General features: G+C 57.9%; 19 protein-coding genes. 9 read left to right on the forward strand and 10 right to left on the reverse strand.

Annotated features, from left to right (window positions below):
• Positions 1-23: 23 nt before the first annotated feature.
• Positions 24-1,007 (forward strand): acrylyl-CoA reductase (NADPH), encoded by a 984-nt coding sequence (gene acuI, locus QRN33_RS03805; protein WP_285407183.1) that lies wholly within the window; start codon positions 24-26, stop codon positions 1,005-1,007.
• Here acuI and ada read toward each other — a convergent pair.
• The 4 genes from ada to QRN33_RS03825 form a co-directional block, all read right to left on the reverse strand.
• Entirely contained in the window at positions 997-2,058 is a 1,062-nt protein-coding gene (gene ada / locus QRN33_RS03810; RefSeq protein ID WP_285407185.1) for a bifunctional DNA-binding transcriptional regulator/O6-methylguanine-DNA methyltransferase Ada, read from the reverse strand. The genes acuI and ada overlap by 11 nt on opposite strands.
• A gap of 80 nt (positions 2,059-2,138) precedes the next feature.
• A complete protein-coding gene (alkB, locus tag QRN33_RS03815; RefSeq protein ID WP_227972440.1) occupies positions 2,139-2,810 on the reverse strand; it encodes a DNA oxidative demethylase AlkB in 672 nt (223 codons plus the stop codon).
• Positions 2,811-2,818: 8 nt separating this feature from the next.
• On the reverse strand, positions 2,819-2,983 hold the full coding sequence (locus QRN33_RS03820; RefSeq protein WP_227972439.1) for a hypothetical protein: 165 nt from the start codon (positions 2,981-2,983) through the stop codon (positions 2,819-2,821).
• A gap of 34 nt (positions 2,984-3,017) precedes the next feature.
• Complete coding sequence (locus tag QRN33_RS03825; protein WP_007912251.1) at positions 3,018-3,320, reverse strand: DUF1883 domain-containing protein; 303 nt, start codon at positions 3,318-3,320, stop codon at positions 3,018-3,020.
• A 211-nt stretch (positions 3,321-3,531) separates the two neighbouring features.
• Between QRN33_RS03825 and QRN33_RS03830 the strand changes: the two genes are divergently transcribed.
• On the forward strand, positions 3,532-3,888 hold the full coding sequence (locus QRN33_RS03830) for a hypothetical protein (protein ID WP_042606850.1): 357 nt from the start codon (positions 3,532-3,534) through the stop codon (positions 3,886-3,888).
• Between the two features lie 72 nt (positions 3,889-3,960).
• On the forward strand, positions 3,961-4,191 hold the full coding sequence (locus QRN33_RS03835) for a hypothetical protein (protein WP_042606851.1): 231 nt from the start codon (positions 3,961-3,963) through the stop codon (positions 4,189-4,191).
• Between the two features lie 3 nt (positions 4,192-4,194).
• On the opposite strand, the gene QRN33_RS03840 is transcribed toward QRN33_RS03835, so the two are convergent.
• Entirely contained in the window at positions 4,195-4,482 is a 288-nt protein-coding gene (locus QRN33_RS03840; protein WP_042606852.1) for a hypothetical protein, read from the reverse strand.
• A 140-nt stretch (positions 4,483-4,622) separates the two neighbouring features.
• Positions 4,623-4,808, reverse strand: a complete 186-nt coding sequence (locus QRN33_RS03845) for a hypothetical protein (RefSeq protein WP_016774922.1) — start codon at positions 4,806-4,808, stop codon at positions 4,623-4,625.
• 258 nt (positions 4,809-5,066) lie between these two features.
• Between QRN33_RS03845 and galU the strand changes: the two genes are divergently transcribed.
• Both galU and gorA read left to right on the forward strand, forming a co-directional pair.
• The gene (gene galU, locus QRN33_RS03850) at positions 5,067-5,906 is read left to right on the forward strand and encodes a UTP--glucose-1-phosphate uridylyltransferase GalU (protein WP_024013124.1); all 840 of its coding nucleotides are present in this window, start codon (positions 5,067-5,069) and stop codon (positions 5,904-5,906) included.
• Between the two features lie 129 nt (positions 5,907-6,035).
• Entirely contained in the window at positions 6,036-7,394 is a 1,359-nt protein-coding gene (gene gorA, locus QRN33_RS03855) for a glutathione-disulfide reductase (protein WP_083352665.1), read from the forward strand.
• On the opposite strand, the gene QRN33_RS03860 is transcribed toward gorA, so the two are convergent.
• Complete coding sequence (locus tag QRN33_RS03860) at positions 7,391-8,407, reverse strand: DNA-binding protein (RefSeq protein WP_285407206.1); 1,017 nt, start codon at positions 8,405-8,407, stop codon at positions 7,391-7,393. The genes gorA and QRN33_RS03860 overlap by 4 nt on opposite strands.
• Positions 8,408-8,584: 177 nt before the next feature.
• Here QRN33_RS03860 and QRN33_RS03865 point away from each other — a divergent pair, with 177 nt between their 5' ends.
• The 3 genes from QRN33_RS03865 to ahpF all read left to right on the forward strand — a co-directional run bounded on the left by QRN33_RS03865 (position 8,585) and on the right by ahpF (position 11,911).
• Positions 8,585-9,523, forward strand: a complete 939-nt coding sequence (locus QRN33_RS03865; protein ID WP_285407208.1) for a site-specific integrase — start codon at positions 8,585-8,587, stop codon at positions 9,521-9,523.
• Between the two features lie 137 nt (positions 9,524-9,660).
• On the forward strand, positions 9,661-10,224 hold the full coding sequence (ahpC, locus tag QRN33_RS03870) for an alkyl hydroperoxide reductase subunit C (RefSeq protein ID WP_016774916.1): 564 nt from the start codon (positions 9,661-9,663) through the stop codon (positions 10,222-10,224).
• A gap of 124 nt (positions 10,225-10,348) precedes the next feature.
• Positions 10,349-11,911 (forward strand): alkyl hydroperoxide reductase subunit F, encoded by a 1,563-nt coding sequence (gene ahpF / locus QRN33_RS03875; protein ID WP_116658052.1) that lies wholly within the window; start codon positions 10,349-10,351, stop codon positions 11,909-11,911.
• Positions 11,912-12,163: 252 nt separating this feature from the next.
• Here the strand turns inward: ahpF and gloA are convergent, their stop codons facing one another.
• The gene (gene gloA, locus QRN33_RS03880; RefSeq protein ID WP_285407212.1) at positions 12,164-12,685 is read right to left on the reverse strand and encodes a lactoylglutathione lyase; all 522 of its coding nucleotides are present in this window, start codon (positions 12,683-12,685) and stop codon (positions 12,164-12,166) included.
• A 137-nt stretch (positions 12,686-12,822) separates the two neighbouring features.
• Here gloA and QRN33_RS03885 point away from each other — a divergent pair, with 137 nt between their 5' ends.
• Complete coding sequence (locus QRN33_RS03885) at positions 12,823-13,341, forward strand: DUF4946 domain-containing protein (protein ID WP_285407214.1); 519 nt, start codon at positions 12,823-12,825, stop codon at positions 13,339-13,341.
• A 215-nt stretch (positions 13,342-13,556) separates the two neighbouring features.
• Here QRN33_RS03885 and QRN33_RS03890 read toward each other — a convergent pair whose 3' ends face one another.
• Both QRN33_RS03890 and QRN33_RS03895 read right to left on the reverse strand, forming a co-directional pair.
• Complete coding sequence (locus QRN33_RS03890) at positions 13,557-13,922, reverse strand: histone-like nucleoid-structuring protein, MvaT/MvaU family (protein WP_042606858.1); 366 nt, start codon at positions 13,920-13,922, stop codon at positions 13,557-13,559.
• A 227-nt stretch (positions 13,923-14,149) separates the two neighbouring features.
• Entirely contained in the window at positions 14,150-15,685 is a 1,536-nt protein-coding gene (locus QRN33_RS03895; protein ID WP_285407352.1) for an EAL domain-containing protein, read from the reverse strand.
• Positions 15,686-15,926: the final 241 nt, after the last annotated feature.

Here is a 15,926-nt window from a genome sequence, read left to right on the forward strand (position 1 = left end):
CAAATCATCTTCGAGAGGCCGTCATGTTCAACGCCATTCTGATCGACAAAGACGACAACGGTTATCGCGCCAACCTGCAGCAAATCGATGAGCAACAGTTACCCGAAGGCAACGTCAGCGTGAACGTGGCGTACAGCACCCTGAATTTCAAGGATGGGCTGGCGATCACCGGCAGCAGTCCGGTGGTGCGCAAGTTTCCCATGGTGCCGGGGATCGATCTGGCAGGAACGGTCGAGTCCAGTTCGCACCCGGATTTCAAGGCCGGCGATCAGGTGCTGCTCAACGGTTGGGGCGTCGGTGAAAACCACTGGGGCGGGCTGGCGCAGAAAGCCCGCCTCAATGGCGACTGGCTTATTCCGCTGCCCAAGGCCTTTACGCCGGCGCAAGCGATGGCCGTTGGCACGGCAGGTTATACGGCGATGCTGTGCATTCTGGCGCTGGAGCGTCATGGGGTAAAACCGGATCAAGGCGAAGTGCTGGTCACTGGCGCCAATGGCGGGGTCGGCAGCTTTGCCATTGCCTTGCTCAGCACGTTGGGATACCGGGTGGTGGCCTCTACAGGGCGGGTGTCCGAGCATGAATATCTGCAGCAACTGGGCGCTGCAGACATCATCGATCGGGCCACCTTGTCCGAGCCGGGCAAGCCGTTGGCCAAGGAGCGCTGGGCGGCGGTGGTCGATTCGGTCGGTAGTCACACGCTGGCGAATGCTTGCGCCAGCACACGCTCGGAAGGTGTGGTCGCGGCGTGCGGACTGGCTCAGGGCATGGATTTTCCGGCCTCGGTAGCGCCGTTCATTCTGCGCGGTGTGACGCTGGCGGGGATCAACAGCGTGACTCAGCCCAAGGCGCGCCGTATCGAGGCCTGGGATCGACTGGCCAGGGATCTGGATTTCTCCTTGCTAAAGCTGATCAGTCACGAAATCAGTTTGCGCGAGGCACTTGAGGCCGCGCCCAGACTGCTTGCCGGGCAGCTGCGGGGCAGGGTGGTGGTCGACGTCAATCGTTGAGTTCGCGCGCCAGTAACTGACGCTTGCGCTCGACGCCCCAGCGGTAGCCGGAAAGATTGCCGTCGCTGCGCACCACGCGATGGCAGGGAATCGCCACCGCCAAGCGGTTGGCCCCGCAAGCCTGGGCCACGGCGCGCATCGACGTCGGTGCGCCGATGCGTTGCGCGATCTGGGCGTAACTGGCGGTGCTGCCTGCGGGGATCTCGCGCAGTGCCTGCCAGACGCGCTCCTGAAACGCGGTGCCGCGTATATCCAGCGGCAAGGTCAGGCCCGTCGCCGGTGCTTCGACAAAGCCGACGACGCTGGCGATCAACTGTTCGAAATCACGGTCGGCACCGATCAGGTTGGCGTTGCGAAATTGATCCTGCAGGTCGCAGACCAACTGATGTGGATCGTCGCCCAGCAGAATCGCGCAAATCCCCCGTTCACTCTGCGCCACCAGAATCGCCCCAAGCGAACATTGGCCGACGGCAAAGCGAATGTCGTTGTTCTGTCCGGCGGCGCGGTAGTCAGTCGGCTTCATGCCCAGCAGTTGATCGGCTGCTGCGTAGAAACGGCTGTTGGAATTGAAGCCCGCGTCATACAGCGCATCGGTCACCGAACCGCCGTCCGCCAGTCGTGCACGCAGCTTGCGCGAGCGTTGCGCCGTGGCGTAAGCCTTGGGCGTCAGGCCTGTCGCAGCTTTGAACACTCGATGGAAATGAAAAGGGCTGAGCCCGGCGCTGGCCGCTAGGTCGTCGAGCGCCGGCAACGTCTCGGACGCCTCGATCTGCCGACAGGCCGCAGCAATGATCGCTGCTTGCTGCGCGTCATTCTGGACCTTGCTGGCGCGTTTGCTTGGACGATACCCGGCAGCTTCGGCCAGTTCAGGGGTATCGAAAAACTCGACGTTCTGCGGTTTGGGCAAGCGCGCAAGGCTGCTCGGACGGCAATAGACGCCGGTGGTCTTTACCGCGTAGACAAATTGCCCGTCAGCACTCGGGTCGCGGGCAACCACGGCGGCCCAGCGTGGATCGTCTTCAATGTTGATGGTGTTCGAAAGCGTTTCCATGACGAGTAATCCGTTGACCTGTTTGGCTCAGGTTAACCAGCATCGTAGCTCGCAACACTCCGCGCCTTGCGGTCAAACTTTTACTGATCCCCGGCGACGCGGAAGGTGATGTTGATACGTCGTTCGCCCAAGCGCGGGTGATGGCCGGGTTTGACCGGCAGCACCCCGTGATAGCGCAGGCGATCCGCGCCGCCCCAGACCACCATGTCGCCATGCAACAGCGGGATACGCTGGCTTTTATCGCTGCGCTCGAAGCCGCCAAACAAAAACATCGCCGGCAGACCCAGCGACAATGAAACGATGGGCGCAGCAAAGCCCTTTTCGTCTTTGTCCTGATGCAATGACATCTTGGCGCCGGGCACATACTGGTTGATTAGGCAGGAGTCGGCATGGAAATCCTTGAAGCCGGCTTGCGCTGCCGCCTCGTGCGCCAGATTGGCAAACACCGCCGGCATCGACGGCCAGGGCAAGCCGCTGAGTGGATCGACGCTGGAATAGCGGTAACCGCTGCGATCGGTGATCCAGCCCAGTTGCCCGCAACTGCTGGTGCCGACCGACATGCTGAACCCACCCGGCGTCACCATGTGGCGGAGCGGGGCGGCAGCAAGAATGGCCTTGAGCGCCGTCAGCAGTTGCTCGACCCGAGGCAAGGCGAACCCGCGCAGCACCCACGATTGCTCGCCGATCTGCTCGGCGCGCGGTTCCTGTACGGGTTCGTTGTCGGCGAACAGGTCAAAGGTGGTCGGTTGCATGGTGTTTGTTACAGCGCCTTGCTGACCTTGATGTCACTGAGCTCTTCATCAGTGTGCATTTTTTTCAGCGCCGCTTTCGCTTCCTCGTCAGTGCCGTTTTCGAGTTCTGCGAAGTCGAAACGCTGCTCGCCGTCCAGTTTGTACTTGATCACATATTTGGTTGTTTGCGCCACGGTGGTGGTTTCCTTTCAGAATAGGCTGCGCGTCTCAGCTCAGTTTGGTGCTGGAGCGACGGATGATCTTGATCGAATGGGTCAGCGTCGGCTTGCGCGTCACGCTGATTGCGCGGCGATTGACGGTGTCGATAGTGATGTTCCAGAAGCCGGTGCTCGGCGCGGTTATGCGCGCCGGGAAGGTGTCGAACGCGCCGCCGTGATAGGTATGACGGCCGCCGTTTTTGAAGCTGCGGAAGTTGGCGTCGTTCATCAAACGGATGTTGCACATCTGCGAGCATTGAATGACGACGATGTCGTCTTCGTTGAGGTGCTCGCGCTGGTGAATGAATTTCATGGGCGCCTCCAGAAGGGCTTTTTCTACTAAATCAAAACGATAGCTTGTCGATGGACGCAGTTTATCAGCCCGCACGGGTTATTATCTGGCCGTCGGGCGATGCTTTGACAAATTTTGAACAGATATTCGCAATGGCATGCGGGTTAAATGCGCAAGGCCCCGGAGAAAAGCGGCTTTCATGCTGTCGGACGGTCTTTAACGGAGGATTTATATGAAGTGGGGTGTGGCGTGTGTGCCGTTGATTCTGGCGATGGCCGGTTGTGCAAATGTTTCCGAAATCAATGAAACGCTGCCAACCATGAGCGTGATCTCCGGCAAAAAGCCTCAGGAGTACGCGCAGTGCCTGACCGACAAGCTTGCTGACAGCCGTGGTGCGCTGCAGGTCCAGCCGCAGAAGGATGGGGTTCGGGTGATCGTCCCGGGCAAACTGTCTTCAGGCCCGGCAGCGGTGTTTGATATCGAAGATCGTGCTGGCGGCAGCAGCATCAAACTGCATGAGCGAATGTCCAATGTGCCGGTTCGCCCCCACGATGTGCAGAAAGCCGCGAACGCCTGTATTTCCGGCTGATAGACTACTGAACATCAGCATCCGATGCCGTCACAGTCCTGCTGTGACGGCATTGTCATTTTTGGAGTTGCGATGAAGCGAGAGCACGTGCGCGAGCGTCATGCAGAGGGCCTTGTCTCTGCCACCCATATCATCCAGAACCCGGCGAATCCCGGTGAATGGATCGTGTTTTTCAAGAAGAGTGCAGGGCGCAGCTACTTCCTGGTGGACGACAATGATGAAGTCGAGTCTTTCAGTCGGCTCGACGAGTTGATCGAGGTCGTCCGTGGCCTCGGGATCAAGTTCGCCGAAATCCACATGTAGCGACTATTTGCACACGACCACGACGTTGCGGGTCTTGTAATTGCCGACGTCGACGCCGAGGGTTTTATCATCTTCCTTTGGCGCCGGTGTGCCGTCGGTGCCGACGATGCGATAGCCGGTGCCTGCGCAAGAAGCGTCGGCTTTCTCGTAGCACATTGCCCAGGAGTTGGCTTCGCCGGAGCAATCGATGCTCAGGCCCTGTTCGCCATTGTTCAGATAGGTCGGCTGCGAGGTGGCACAGCCGCTCAGTACTAATGCCGCGAAGAGCGGCTGCAGTTTGTTCAGGTTCATGGTTGCGTGGTCTTCAAGTGGGGGACTGGAGGCTCTGACAGCGCCGCGATGAAAAGGTTATAGCGATTGGCCACTTGTTTGCCAACAAGGCACAAAAAAGCCCTGCGTGCTGGCAGGGCCTGGGACGTGCGGCAACGGGATCAGTCCTGATCTTTGCCACGACGCTTGGATGATGCAGGCGTATCGGTGAATACCGAGGCCACATCCGTCGCCATCTGTTCACTGTCGAAAGGCCCGGCGATGTGTTCGCCATTGGTGGTGGTCAGCGTCCACTTGCCGTCTTTCTTGTCGATCACATACCCGTTGATGATTTTTACCGCGGCCATCTAGTCTGTCTCATTCGCTGGTTCAAAGGCGCCATGATAGCGGCAAATGCTCGCATTGGGAGCTGATAAGCGTATGGTGACCCCGATGCTCACGATCCTGGGCTACGCTGAATTCGCCGCTGAAAAACCTCGACGGAACTATCCGCGCGAATATTTCTCTATGTTGGCATCGGTTAGCCAGCGCGGGGCATTGTAAGGCGCACGCCGCCTGATTAGACTGCCTCGAAACTCGTACACACAGCCTTTTCAAGGACTTATATGATCAAGAAATGCTTGTTTCCAGCAGCCGGTTACGGCACTCGCTTCCTCCCAGCGACCAAAGCCATGCCTAAAGAAATGCTGCCGGTGGTAAACAAGCCACTGATCCAGTACGGCGTTGAAGAAGCACTGGACGCGGGCCTGACTGAAATCTCCATCGTCACCGGTCGTGGCAAGCGTGCTCTGGAAGACCACTTCGACATCAGCTACGAGCTGGAAAACCAGATCAAGGGCACCGACAAGGAAAAATACCTGGTCGGCATCCGCAAGCTGCTGGACGAGTGCTCGTTCTCCTACACCCGTCAGACCGAAATGAAGGGTTTGGGCCACGCGATCCTGACTGGCCGCCCGCTGATCGGTGACGAACCGTTCGCCGTGGTACTGGCGGACGACCTGTGCGTCAACATCGACGGCGACGGCGTGCTGACCCAGATGGTCAAGCTGTACAAACAGTTCCGCTGCTCGATCGTCGCCATCCAGGAAGTCGATCCGCAAGAAACCAACAAGTACGGTGTGATTGCTGGCGAAATGATCCGCGATGACATCTATCGCGTGCACAGCATGGTCGAGAAGCCGAAGCCGGAAGACGCGCCGTCGAACCTGGCGATCATCGGTCGTTACATCCTGACCCCGGACATCTTCGACTTGATCGAACAGACCGAGCCAGGCAAGGGCGGTGAAATCCAGATCACCGATGCCCTGATGAAACAGGCCCAGAACGGCTGCGTCATGGCCTACAAGTTCAAGGGCAAGCGTTTCGACTGCGGTGGCGCTGAAGGCTACATCGACGCGACCAACTTCTGCTTCGAAAACTTCTACAAGACTGGCAAGGCTTACTAAGAGCATTTGCCCCGTCTGCAAGATAAAGCCACCTTCGGGTGGCTTTTTCATTTTCCGTCCTTATATAAACGGCAGTGCTTGCCCAATGGATGACTGCGGGTATGCTGATGGCCTGCCGAGGAGATAGAAATGGCCTACGATTTTGACCTTTATGTGATTGGTGCCGGTTCCGGCGGTGTGCGGGCTGCGCGGTTTGCCGCCGGTTTCGGGGCGAAAGTGGCGGTGGCCGAGAGTCGTTATCTGGGCGGGACCTGTGTCAACGTCGGCTGCGTGCCGAAAAAACTCCTGGTCTACGGCGCGCACTTTGCCGAGGACTTCGAGCAGGCGTCCGGTTTTGGCTGGAGCCTGGGCGAAGCGAACTTCGACTGGGCCACGCTGATCGCCAACAAGGATCGCGAGATCAATCGCCTCAACGGCATTTACCGCAATCTTCTGGTCAACAGTGGCGTGACCCTGCACGAAGCGCACGCCAAAATCGTCGGGCCGCACGAGGTCGAGGTCAATGGTGAGCGCTTCACCGCGAAAAACATTCTGATCGCCACCGGCGGCTGGCCGCAGATCCCTGAGATCCCGGGGCATGAACATGCGATCGGTTCGAACGAGGCGTTCTTCCTCAAAGAGCTGCCCAAGCGGGTGCTGGTGGTGGGTGGCGGTTATATCGCCGTCGAGTTCGCCGGGATCTTCCACGGCCTCGGTGCCAACACGACGCTGCTGTATCGCGGCGATCTGTTCCTGCGTGGTTTCGACGGCTCGGTACGCAAGCATCTGCAGGAAGAGTTGACCAAGCGCGGTCTCGATCTGCAATTCAATGCCGACATCGCACGCATTGACAAGCAGGCCGACGGTAGCTTGAAAGCAACGCTCAAGGATGGTCGTGTACTCGAAGCCGATTGCGTGTTCTACGCCACCGGCCGACGTCCGATGCTGGACAACCTTGGCCTGGAAAACACCGATGTGCAGCTCGACGACAAGGGCTTCATCAAAGTCGACGACGAGTATCAAACCACCGAGCCGTCAATTCTCGCGCTGGGCGATGTCATCGGTCGCGTGCAATTGACCCCGGTCGCACTGGCTGAAGGCATGGCCGTGGCTCGACGCTTGTTCAAGCCAGAGCAATATCGCCCGGTGGATTACAAGATGATCCCGACGGCGGTGTTCAGCCTGCCGAACATCGGCACGGTCGGTCTGAGCGAAGAGGAAGCGCGCGAATGCGGCCATGAGGTGGTGATTTTCGAAAGCCGCTTCCGGCCGATGAAGCTGACCCTGACTGACTGTCAGGAGAAAACCCTGATGAAACTGGTGGTCGACGCCAGGACTGACAAGGTGCTTGGCTGCCATATGGTCGGCCCGGACGCTGGCGAGATCGTGCAGGGCCTGGCGATTGCCTTGAAGGCCGGCGCGACCAAGCGCGACTTCGACGACACCATCGGGGTGCACCCGACGGCCGCCGAAGAGTTCGTCACCATGCGCACACCGGTCAGCGCTTAAACATCCTTCGCTTTGGCCGAATCTGGCGCTGCTGCAACGGCAGCCGCCAGACGCTGGCTGTCTTCCAGGCTTGCCTGAGCCTTGAGCAATTCCTTTTCCAGTGCCTGATTGAGCTGCGTCTGCTCGTCGACGCTCTGTTTGAGCGCCTGGCTTTCCAGTGTCGCCACGCGTAGACGTTCCTGGAGCAGGGTGCGCTCGCTTTCCATGCGCGTGGCCTGCTCGAGCAATTGATCCTGACGCTGATTGCTCTGCTTGAGCTGGTCCTGCAGCAGGTTCAGCTCACGCTGGGTGCCACGGTTCTCGGTGAGCAGGCGTTCGTTATCGCGGTGCAGCTGAGTGATCTCATCCTGACGCACCAGCGCGCTCTGCTGAGCCTGGCGCAGTTCGGCCTGGATCTGCTGGATTTGCCCTTCATGGCGGGCTTGTTCCTGCTCGCGCTGTTCCTTGGTCGCATTGCGGTAATGCTCCAGCGCATCGCGGGCGTGCAGGTGCTTTTCTTCCAGTGAGCGAATCTGCTCGTCCTTGTCCTGCAAGCGCAATTCAAAGTCGGCCAATGCCTGATTCAGGCCGGCGTTGCGCGTCTGTTCGGTTTGCAGCATCGAGCGGGTGTTGCTCAGCGCTTCGGATTCGCGTTGCAGCGCGGCGCCCTGAATATCGTGGTCGTGTTCGAGTTTTTCCAGCGCCTGGCGAGCCTGTTTCAGCTCGGCTCCCAGTGCTTCGCGTTGCTCTTCGAACTGCTCGCGGGCTTGCTCGATGGGCTCCTGCGCCTGTTCTTTCAGGCGTTGGGCAAGGCGCGAGACGAGGGCGGTCAACTCATCATCTATCGGTTCTGCCGAGGCTTCTGTGGGCTGGGCACCATCGTCCAATTCTTTCAGATAGCGATGGATCGTGGTTTTCGAGCCGGTGTTGCCCATTTCGATGCGTACTGCATCGATGCTCGGGTGTTCGCCGCGAGCCAGGATCGCTGTGCGAGCGATTTGCACCAATGCTTTAGTAATGCCGCCACGGGCCATGTGAACTCCTACGGTTACGTACTGTGGTACATGCCACTAAAGTATGCAGTGTACCACGCTAAAAATGTAGGTAAATAATTGAAATAAAACAGGCGGGATATACTGGTATTACCCAATGTCAGACGGCAAAATGCGCATCTGCATACCTGATCCAGTACGCCAGCGAGAAAACTGCCCATGAGTGACATCGATCGCTATCTGCAAGCCGCCACCCGAGACAACACCCGCCGCAGCTATCGCATGGCCATCGAGCATTTCGAGGTGTCGTGGGGCGGTTTCCTGCCGGCCACCGCCGACAGCGTTGCGCGTTATCTGGTGGAGCACGCCGGCGTGTTGTCGATCAATACGCTGAAACTGCGTCTGTCGGCGCTGGCGCAGTGGCACAGCAGTCAGGGTTTTGCCGACCCGACCAAGGCGCCAGTGGTGCGCAAGGTGTTCAAGGGGATTCGCGCCTTGCATCCAGCGCAGGAAAAACAGGCCGAGCCGTTGCAGCTGCAGGATCTGCAGCGAGTGATCGATTGGCTGGAGCACGAAGCGCAGACCGCCCGGCAAGAGCAGGACCGCCCGACATTGCTCAAGGCCCATCGTGATCGTGCGCTGATTCTGCTGGGTTTCTGGCGGGGCTTCCGCAGCGACGAGTTGTGCCGCTTGCAGGTCGAGCATGTGCAGGCGAGTGCCGGCAAGGGAATCACGTTGTATCTGCCGCGCAGTAAGGGTGATCGGGAAAATCTCGGACAGACCTATCAGGCCCCGGCGTTGTTGAAGCTGTGCCCGGTGCAGGCCTATATCGACTGGATCACAGAGGCAGCACTGGTGCGCGGCGCGGTATTCCGCAGTATTGATCGCTGGGGCAATCTGAGCGAAGAGGGCCTGCACGCCAACAGCATCATTCCTCTGCTGCGTCAGGCCTTGCAGCGCGCCGGGATTGCCGCCGCCGGTTATACCAGTCATTCGTTGCGACGCGGCTTTGCAACTTGGGCGCATCAAAGCGGTTGGGATCTGAAATCGCTGATGAGTTACGTTGGCTGGAAGGACATGAAATCCGCCATGCGCTATGTTGAGGTCAGCCCATTCCAGGGAATGGCTCGGATTATGGATAAGCCGGATCAACCGTAGAGATCGTTTTCTTCTATTAATACAGTCAGCTAATAGCGAAAACAAATCAGCAGTATCAGGTTTGCCAATGAGCCTTCCGTCGAGTGAGTGGGTAGGATTCACCCATCAACTTCATAACCCCTGACGGAGAGTCATCGATGCCTATCATCAACAGCCAAGTAAAACCGTTCAAAGCTACCGCGTTCAAAAACGGCGACTTCGTTCAAGTCTCGGATGCTGACTTGAAAGGCAAGTGGTCCGTAGTGTTCTTCTACCCAGCCGACTTCACCTTCGTGTGCCCGACCGAGCTGGAAGACCTGGCCGACAACTACGCTGAGTTCAAGAAGCTGGGCGTGGAAATCTACAGCGTTTCGACCGACACCCACTTTGCTCACGCTGCCTGGCACAACACTTCGCCAGCCATCGGCAAAATCGAATACACCATGATCGGCGACCCGACCCACGTCATCTCCCGCAACTTCGACGTGCTGATCGAAGAAGCTGGCCTGGCTGACCGTGGCACCTTCGTGATCAACCCTGAAGGCCAGATCAAAATCGTCGAACTGAACGATGGCGGCGTTGGCCGTGACGCTTCCGAGCTGCTGCGCAAGATCAAGGCTGCTCAGTACGTCGCTGCACACCCAGGCGAAGTTTGCCCGGCCAAGTGGAAAGAAGGCGAGGCCACTCTGGCTCCGTCCCTGGACCTGGTTGGCAAGATCTGAGTCTGTGACATGCAACGCAGGGCGGTACGCCGCACCTTCTTAAGTTAGCTGCACCGCCCAATAAAAATGCCCGGGCGAGATTCGCTCGGGCTTTTTTTTGCCTCAAATAAAGGAAATCGCCCGTATGTTGGACGCCAATCTTAAAGCCCAGTTGAAATCGTACCTGGAACGGGTCACCCAACCGATCGAGATCGTTGCATCCCTCGACGACGGTGCGAAATCCCGTGAAATGCTTGACCTGCTGAAAGACGTTGCCAGTCTTTCGAGCCAGATTACCTTGATCGACAGCGGTGACGACGCGCGCAAGCCATCGTTTTCGATCAACCGCCCGGGAGCCGACATCAGCCTGCGTTTTGCCGGTATCCCGATGGGCCACGAATTCACTTCCCTGGTGTTGGCCCTGCTGCAAGTCGGCGGCCACCCGTCGAAGGCCAGCGTTGAAGTGATCGAGCAGATCCGCTCGCTCAAAGGCGAGTTCAGCTTCGAGACGTATTTCTCGCTGTCTTGCCAGAATTGCCCGGACGTCGTCCAGGCGTTGAACCTGATGGCCGTGCTCAACCCGAACATCCGCCACGTCGCCATCGACGGCGCGTTGTTCCAGGACGAAGTCAACGATCGCAAGATCATGGCTGTGCCGAGCATCTACCTGAACGGCGAAAACTTCGGCCAGGGCCGCATGGGTCTGGAAGAAATCCTCGCCAAACTCGACACCGGCGCCATTGTCCGTCAAGCCGAGAAGATCAGCGCTAAGGAAGCGTTTGACGTACTGGTCGTCGGCGGTGGCCCGGCCGGCGCTTCGGCCGCGATCTATGCCGCACGCAAAGGCATCCGCACCGGTGTCGCCGCTGAGCGCTTCGGCGGTCAGGTGCTGGACACCATGGCCATCGAAAACTTCATTTCCGTACAGGAAACCGAAGGCCCGAAACTGGCCACGGCGCTGGAAGAACACGTCAAGCAGTACGACGTCGACATCATGAACCTGCAACGTGCCGACAAGCTGATCCCGGGCAAGAATGGCGAGCTGCACGAAGTCCGCTTCGCCAGCGGTGCCACCCTCAAAGCCAAGAGCGTAATCCTCGCGACCGGCGCACGCTGGCGCGAAATGAACGTCCCGGGCGAGCAGGAATACCGCAACAAAGGTGTGGCGTACTGCCCGCACTGCGACGGCCCGCTGTTCAAGGGCAAGCGTGTGGCGGTGATCGGCGGCGGTAACTCCGGCGTTGAAGCAGCCATCGATCTGGCCGGTATCGTCTCGCACGTCACGCTGCTGGAGTTCGACGTGCAACTGCGCGCCGACGCCGTATTGCAACGCAAACTGCACAGCCTGCCGAACGTCACCGTGATCACCAGTGCGCAAACCACTGAAGTTACTGGCAACGGCGAGAAGGTCAACGGCCTGCGCTACAAGGATCGCAGCACTGATGAGCTGCGCACGGTCGAACTGGAAGGCATCTTCGTGCAGATCGGTCTGCTGCCCAACACCGATTGGCTGAAGGGCACCATTGAGCTGTCGCCGCGTGGCGAGATTATTGTCGATAACCGTGGCGAGACTTCAATCCCGGGAATCTTTGCAGCCGGTGATGTGACGACTGTGCCTTACAAACAGATCGTGATTGCGGTAGGCGAGGGCGCCAAGGCTTCGCTGAGTGCGTTCGATCACTTGATCCGGACTTCGGCACCGGCGTAATTGCCACCTCGAAAACGAAAAAACCCATGAGTGATCATGGGTTTTTTTATGCGCGCGTAAAGCTGCCCCTCACCCCAGCCCTCTCCCGAGGGAGAGGGAGCCGACCGAGCGGTCTGGCGTTTTCTGTCAACCGGAAAGATCCAGTCGATTATGGGTTCACCGCCAATCGTTCAGGTCGGTGTAATTCTCCAGCATCCCCCAATCTGTCCCCTCTCCCTCTGGGAGAGCGATAGGGTGAGGGGCTTTCAGCTTTTACAGCGGCGCAGGCTGAATGATTTCAACCCAGTAACCATCCGGATCCTTGATGAACGCCAGGCTCTTCATGCGGCCATCGGTCAAGCGCTTCTGGAAATCGCAACCCAGTTCTTCAAAACGTGCACATGCCGCGACGATATCCGGCACCGAAATGCAGATGTGGCCGAAGCCGCGCGGGTCGGTGTTGCCGTTGTGATAGGCGAAGTCGGCATCGTTTTCGGTGCCGTGGTTGTGGGTCAGTTCGAGAATGCCCGGGATCGATTTCATCCACTCGGTGCGTGCAGCGGCGTCAGCCGGGATCTGTGCTTTGTCGACCAGCGCGAGAAAGTACAGGCTGAACTCGGCCTCCGGGAAATCACGTTTCTCGACCAGCGAAAAACCCAGCACGCGGGTGTAGAAATCCAGCGACTTGGTGATGTCCTTGACGCGCAGCATGGTGTGGTTGAACACGAAGTTGCGGGTTGCGCTGTCTGGCGTAGCAGTCACGCCGGGACAAGTGTTCAGTTCGTTGAGGCTCATGGGCCCTCCAATAACAATGGGCAAGTGTATGGGCGCAATGATACGCATGCCGGCCGGCATCGCCAAATGCAAGGCGGGCTTGCCCTGCGCGAAGGCGGGGCTCAGACTTTGTCTTCTACCTGCGAGTGCGTCCGGCAATGATCCGACTGTTCAAATCCGTGTTTGTTTTTTTTGTCTTGTCGTCGACCGTGGTTTTTCCGGCGGTGGCCGAACCAGCCATCACCTGGCCGGCAGGCTGGGAAGTTGAAGCCTTGCCGGACACCGCAGCGCCGGTCTCGCGACAAAGGGCGGTGAAGCACGATGCCGATGGTAACCAGGTGATGGTGATGGAGTTGACCATGAGCCAGGTGGAGGCGGGGCATCAGGTCAATTTGCAGGGTGTGCTGCTGGAGATGCGCAAATCCATTCAGAAGGATTTTTTCCGCAGTGGTTATCAAAGCGTATGCAACAGGATTCATCCCGCAGCACTGGGTGCATTGACCGGGCTGGAGACGACCTGCACGGTAACCGAAAATGGCCGGCACGTATTATCACAAACGTTGGTGGCAGCTGTGCAATCGGACAAGGCTTATGTACTTTCATACGCCGGCCAGGCAGAGGTTTATAAGGCGAGCGAGGACGAAATAGTGGCTGCTCGCAACAGCCTGAAACTATAGACGTTCGTACTAAGTCGCTGAAAATTGAATACCGGAAAGGATTAAGCACAAAGTTTTATCAGGTACTCACGGCAACATCGCGCAGCAGAATGTTTAAGCGACTGACTCACTAACGTTACACAAAATTCTAACTTATTTGATGAAAATCATCTCATTTGTTAGATATTGTCAATAAAAAAGCCCTGCATCGAGCAGGGCTTTTTGCTGGCGTCAGATTAACCGCGCAACCAGGAATCAACAGTGGATGCACCGTACTGTTCTTTCCAGGCTTTCAGGCCGCGATGATTGCCACCCTTGGTTTCGATCAGTTCGCCAGTGTGTGGGTTCTGGTAAACCTTGACCACGCGAGCGCGGCGGGTCTTGGGCGCTGCAGGCGCTTGCAGGCCGGACTTTGCCGGGTTCGGATCGAGAATGGCGATGATGTCTTTCAGGCCTTTGCCGTAGCTTTTCATCAGTCCCTGGAGCTTCTCTTCGAATTCGATTTCTTTCTTGAGCCCGGCATCGTTCTTCAGCGATTCCAGCTGTTTGAGCTGTTCCTGAAGGGCCTTTTCAGCTGCACGAAATTCAGCGAGTCTGGACAATATCTTTACTCCAATAGTGTGTTTGGCTGATACCAACCGCAAACAAAGCTATAAGCCAAGAGCCTTGAAGCGACTCGGTGATAAATGGCTCACCTGCCAATCCGGCTGAGGTTGAAAAAATTGTAGTAGTTAATGCGACAAGAGTAAATCCTGATGTTGTCGTCATGTAACAACAATGATTTTTTGTATCAAATTGGTGCGCCTGTTCGGCAGGGTGGTCGGGGGAGTTAATGATGAGTTAATGCATCGATGAAATCTGCGGCTGGCATTGGTTTAGCGTAAAAATAACCCTGCAGAAAGTTAACGTGATGTTCGGTCAGGTAATCGGCCTGGGCCTGGGTTTCGACACCTTCGGCAACAATACCCAGCTCCAGCTTGGCGGCAAGCTCAATGATGGAATCAAGTATGTGCCGCGATAAGGCATCGATGCCGACCATAGCCACGAAACTCTGGTCGATCTTGAGAAAGTCGACATTGAAAGTACGCAGGTAACCGAGACTGGAGTGGCCGGTGCCGAAGTCGTCGATCGCGATCTTTACGCCCAACGCACGCAACTGCTCAAACAGCTGCAATGTGATGTCGGTCGGCTCGATCAGCTCGCGCTCCGTCAGTTCCAGTATGAGTTGCACGCTACCCGGCGCGAATGCAGAAAGGAGCTCGCGACAATCTTCCACCAGTTCCAGGTCCCGGCAATGGCTGGCGGTGATATTGATCCCCAGGTGGAACGGCTTGGCGAAGGTCGCCGCGTGAGGCCCTAGCAGCAGGGCTGTCTGCTGCATCAGGGCGCGGGTCATGGGCACGATCAGGCCCGAGTGTTCGGCAAACGGGATAAACAGATCCGGACGCACCAGTCCTTCTTTCGGGTGGTTCCAGCGCATCAATACTTCGGCGCCTGACCATTGCTGGCTGCCGCCGTTAACCACGGGCTGGAAGTATGGAATGAATTCACCGGCTTCCAGCGCACGGAGCATTTCGTGACTGGGGGAGCTCGAGCGTTTTTGTAGGAAGTGTCCGATCGCGCCGGAGACCACGCCGAAAAAGATCAGCAGGCTGAACAGTGGCGGATACTCAGCCGCCATGTATCGCCAGGTTTCGCCTTGAGGGAAACCCGCCGTAACTCTGAAACCATATTGCCGGGATTCCAGCATGCTCTGCGCGACCGGCAAGGTCGGCAGCGACCCCTGATGCACTTTGCCGTCGGCGGACAACCAGTTATCGCCCACTTGCAGCATCAGCAATGTCTGGCGACCGATCAGGCGCAGAATATTGCTCAGGTGATAACCATCGAGCGTGGTCAGCGCGCCGCCGCGACCGTCGCTGAGGCGATAGACCAGCAGCGCCGTATCGGGTGTCACAGGGTTACCATTCATCAACCACAGCCGGCCCTGATGATAATCCCCGGCATTCACGGCTTCCTCGAACTGACCGAACAGCGAGCTGCAGTAAAGATTGTTATCCCAGACCAGATTGGTCGAGCGCACGAATGGCCGGCGGGTCACTTGTTCACGCAGGGCCAGCTTCACCTCTTCGCAGTTTTTTCCGGCAAGCGGAAGCAAAGCCCGGGCGGCTTCTGCGGTGTTATCGAGCATCAGGTCGAACTGGCGCAACGCTTGTTCGGCAGTTTCCCCGGCGCTTTGCTGCAGCGTGCGTTCTGCCTGCATATAGAGGATCACACTGCCCAGCGCGATGGGCAGCAAACCGCTGAACAGCGTTACTGCGATGCGGGTGCTGCGTTTGCGGCGGGGCCTGCGGGTCAACGGCATGGGCACATCCTGTGGCATGGAAGTCGGGCCCGGTAAACAATTGAGCCAGAGGGGAGAATAGATGGCAGATGGCTCTTGTACAGTAGGCAAAAAAGCGGATTCTAAAGGGAGGGCAGACAAGCCAGGTTACGCTGTGTAGAATCGGGTTACGCATACAATAATAATCGTCTTCTGGCAGCAGAAGCCTCGCCCGCAAGAGCCTTGGGTCGACAATGAAGATATTCGGGTTTCAACTGATCTA

The sequence above is a fragment of the Pseudomonas sp. FR229a genome (genome assembly GCF_030209115.1).
Lineage (GTDB): Bacteria > Pseudomonadota > Gammaproteobacteria > Pseudomonadales > Pseudomonadaceae > Aquipseudomonas > Aquipseudomonas moraviensis_A.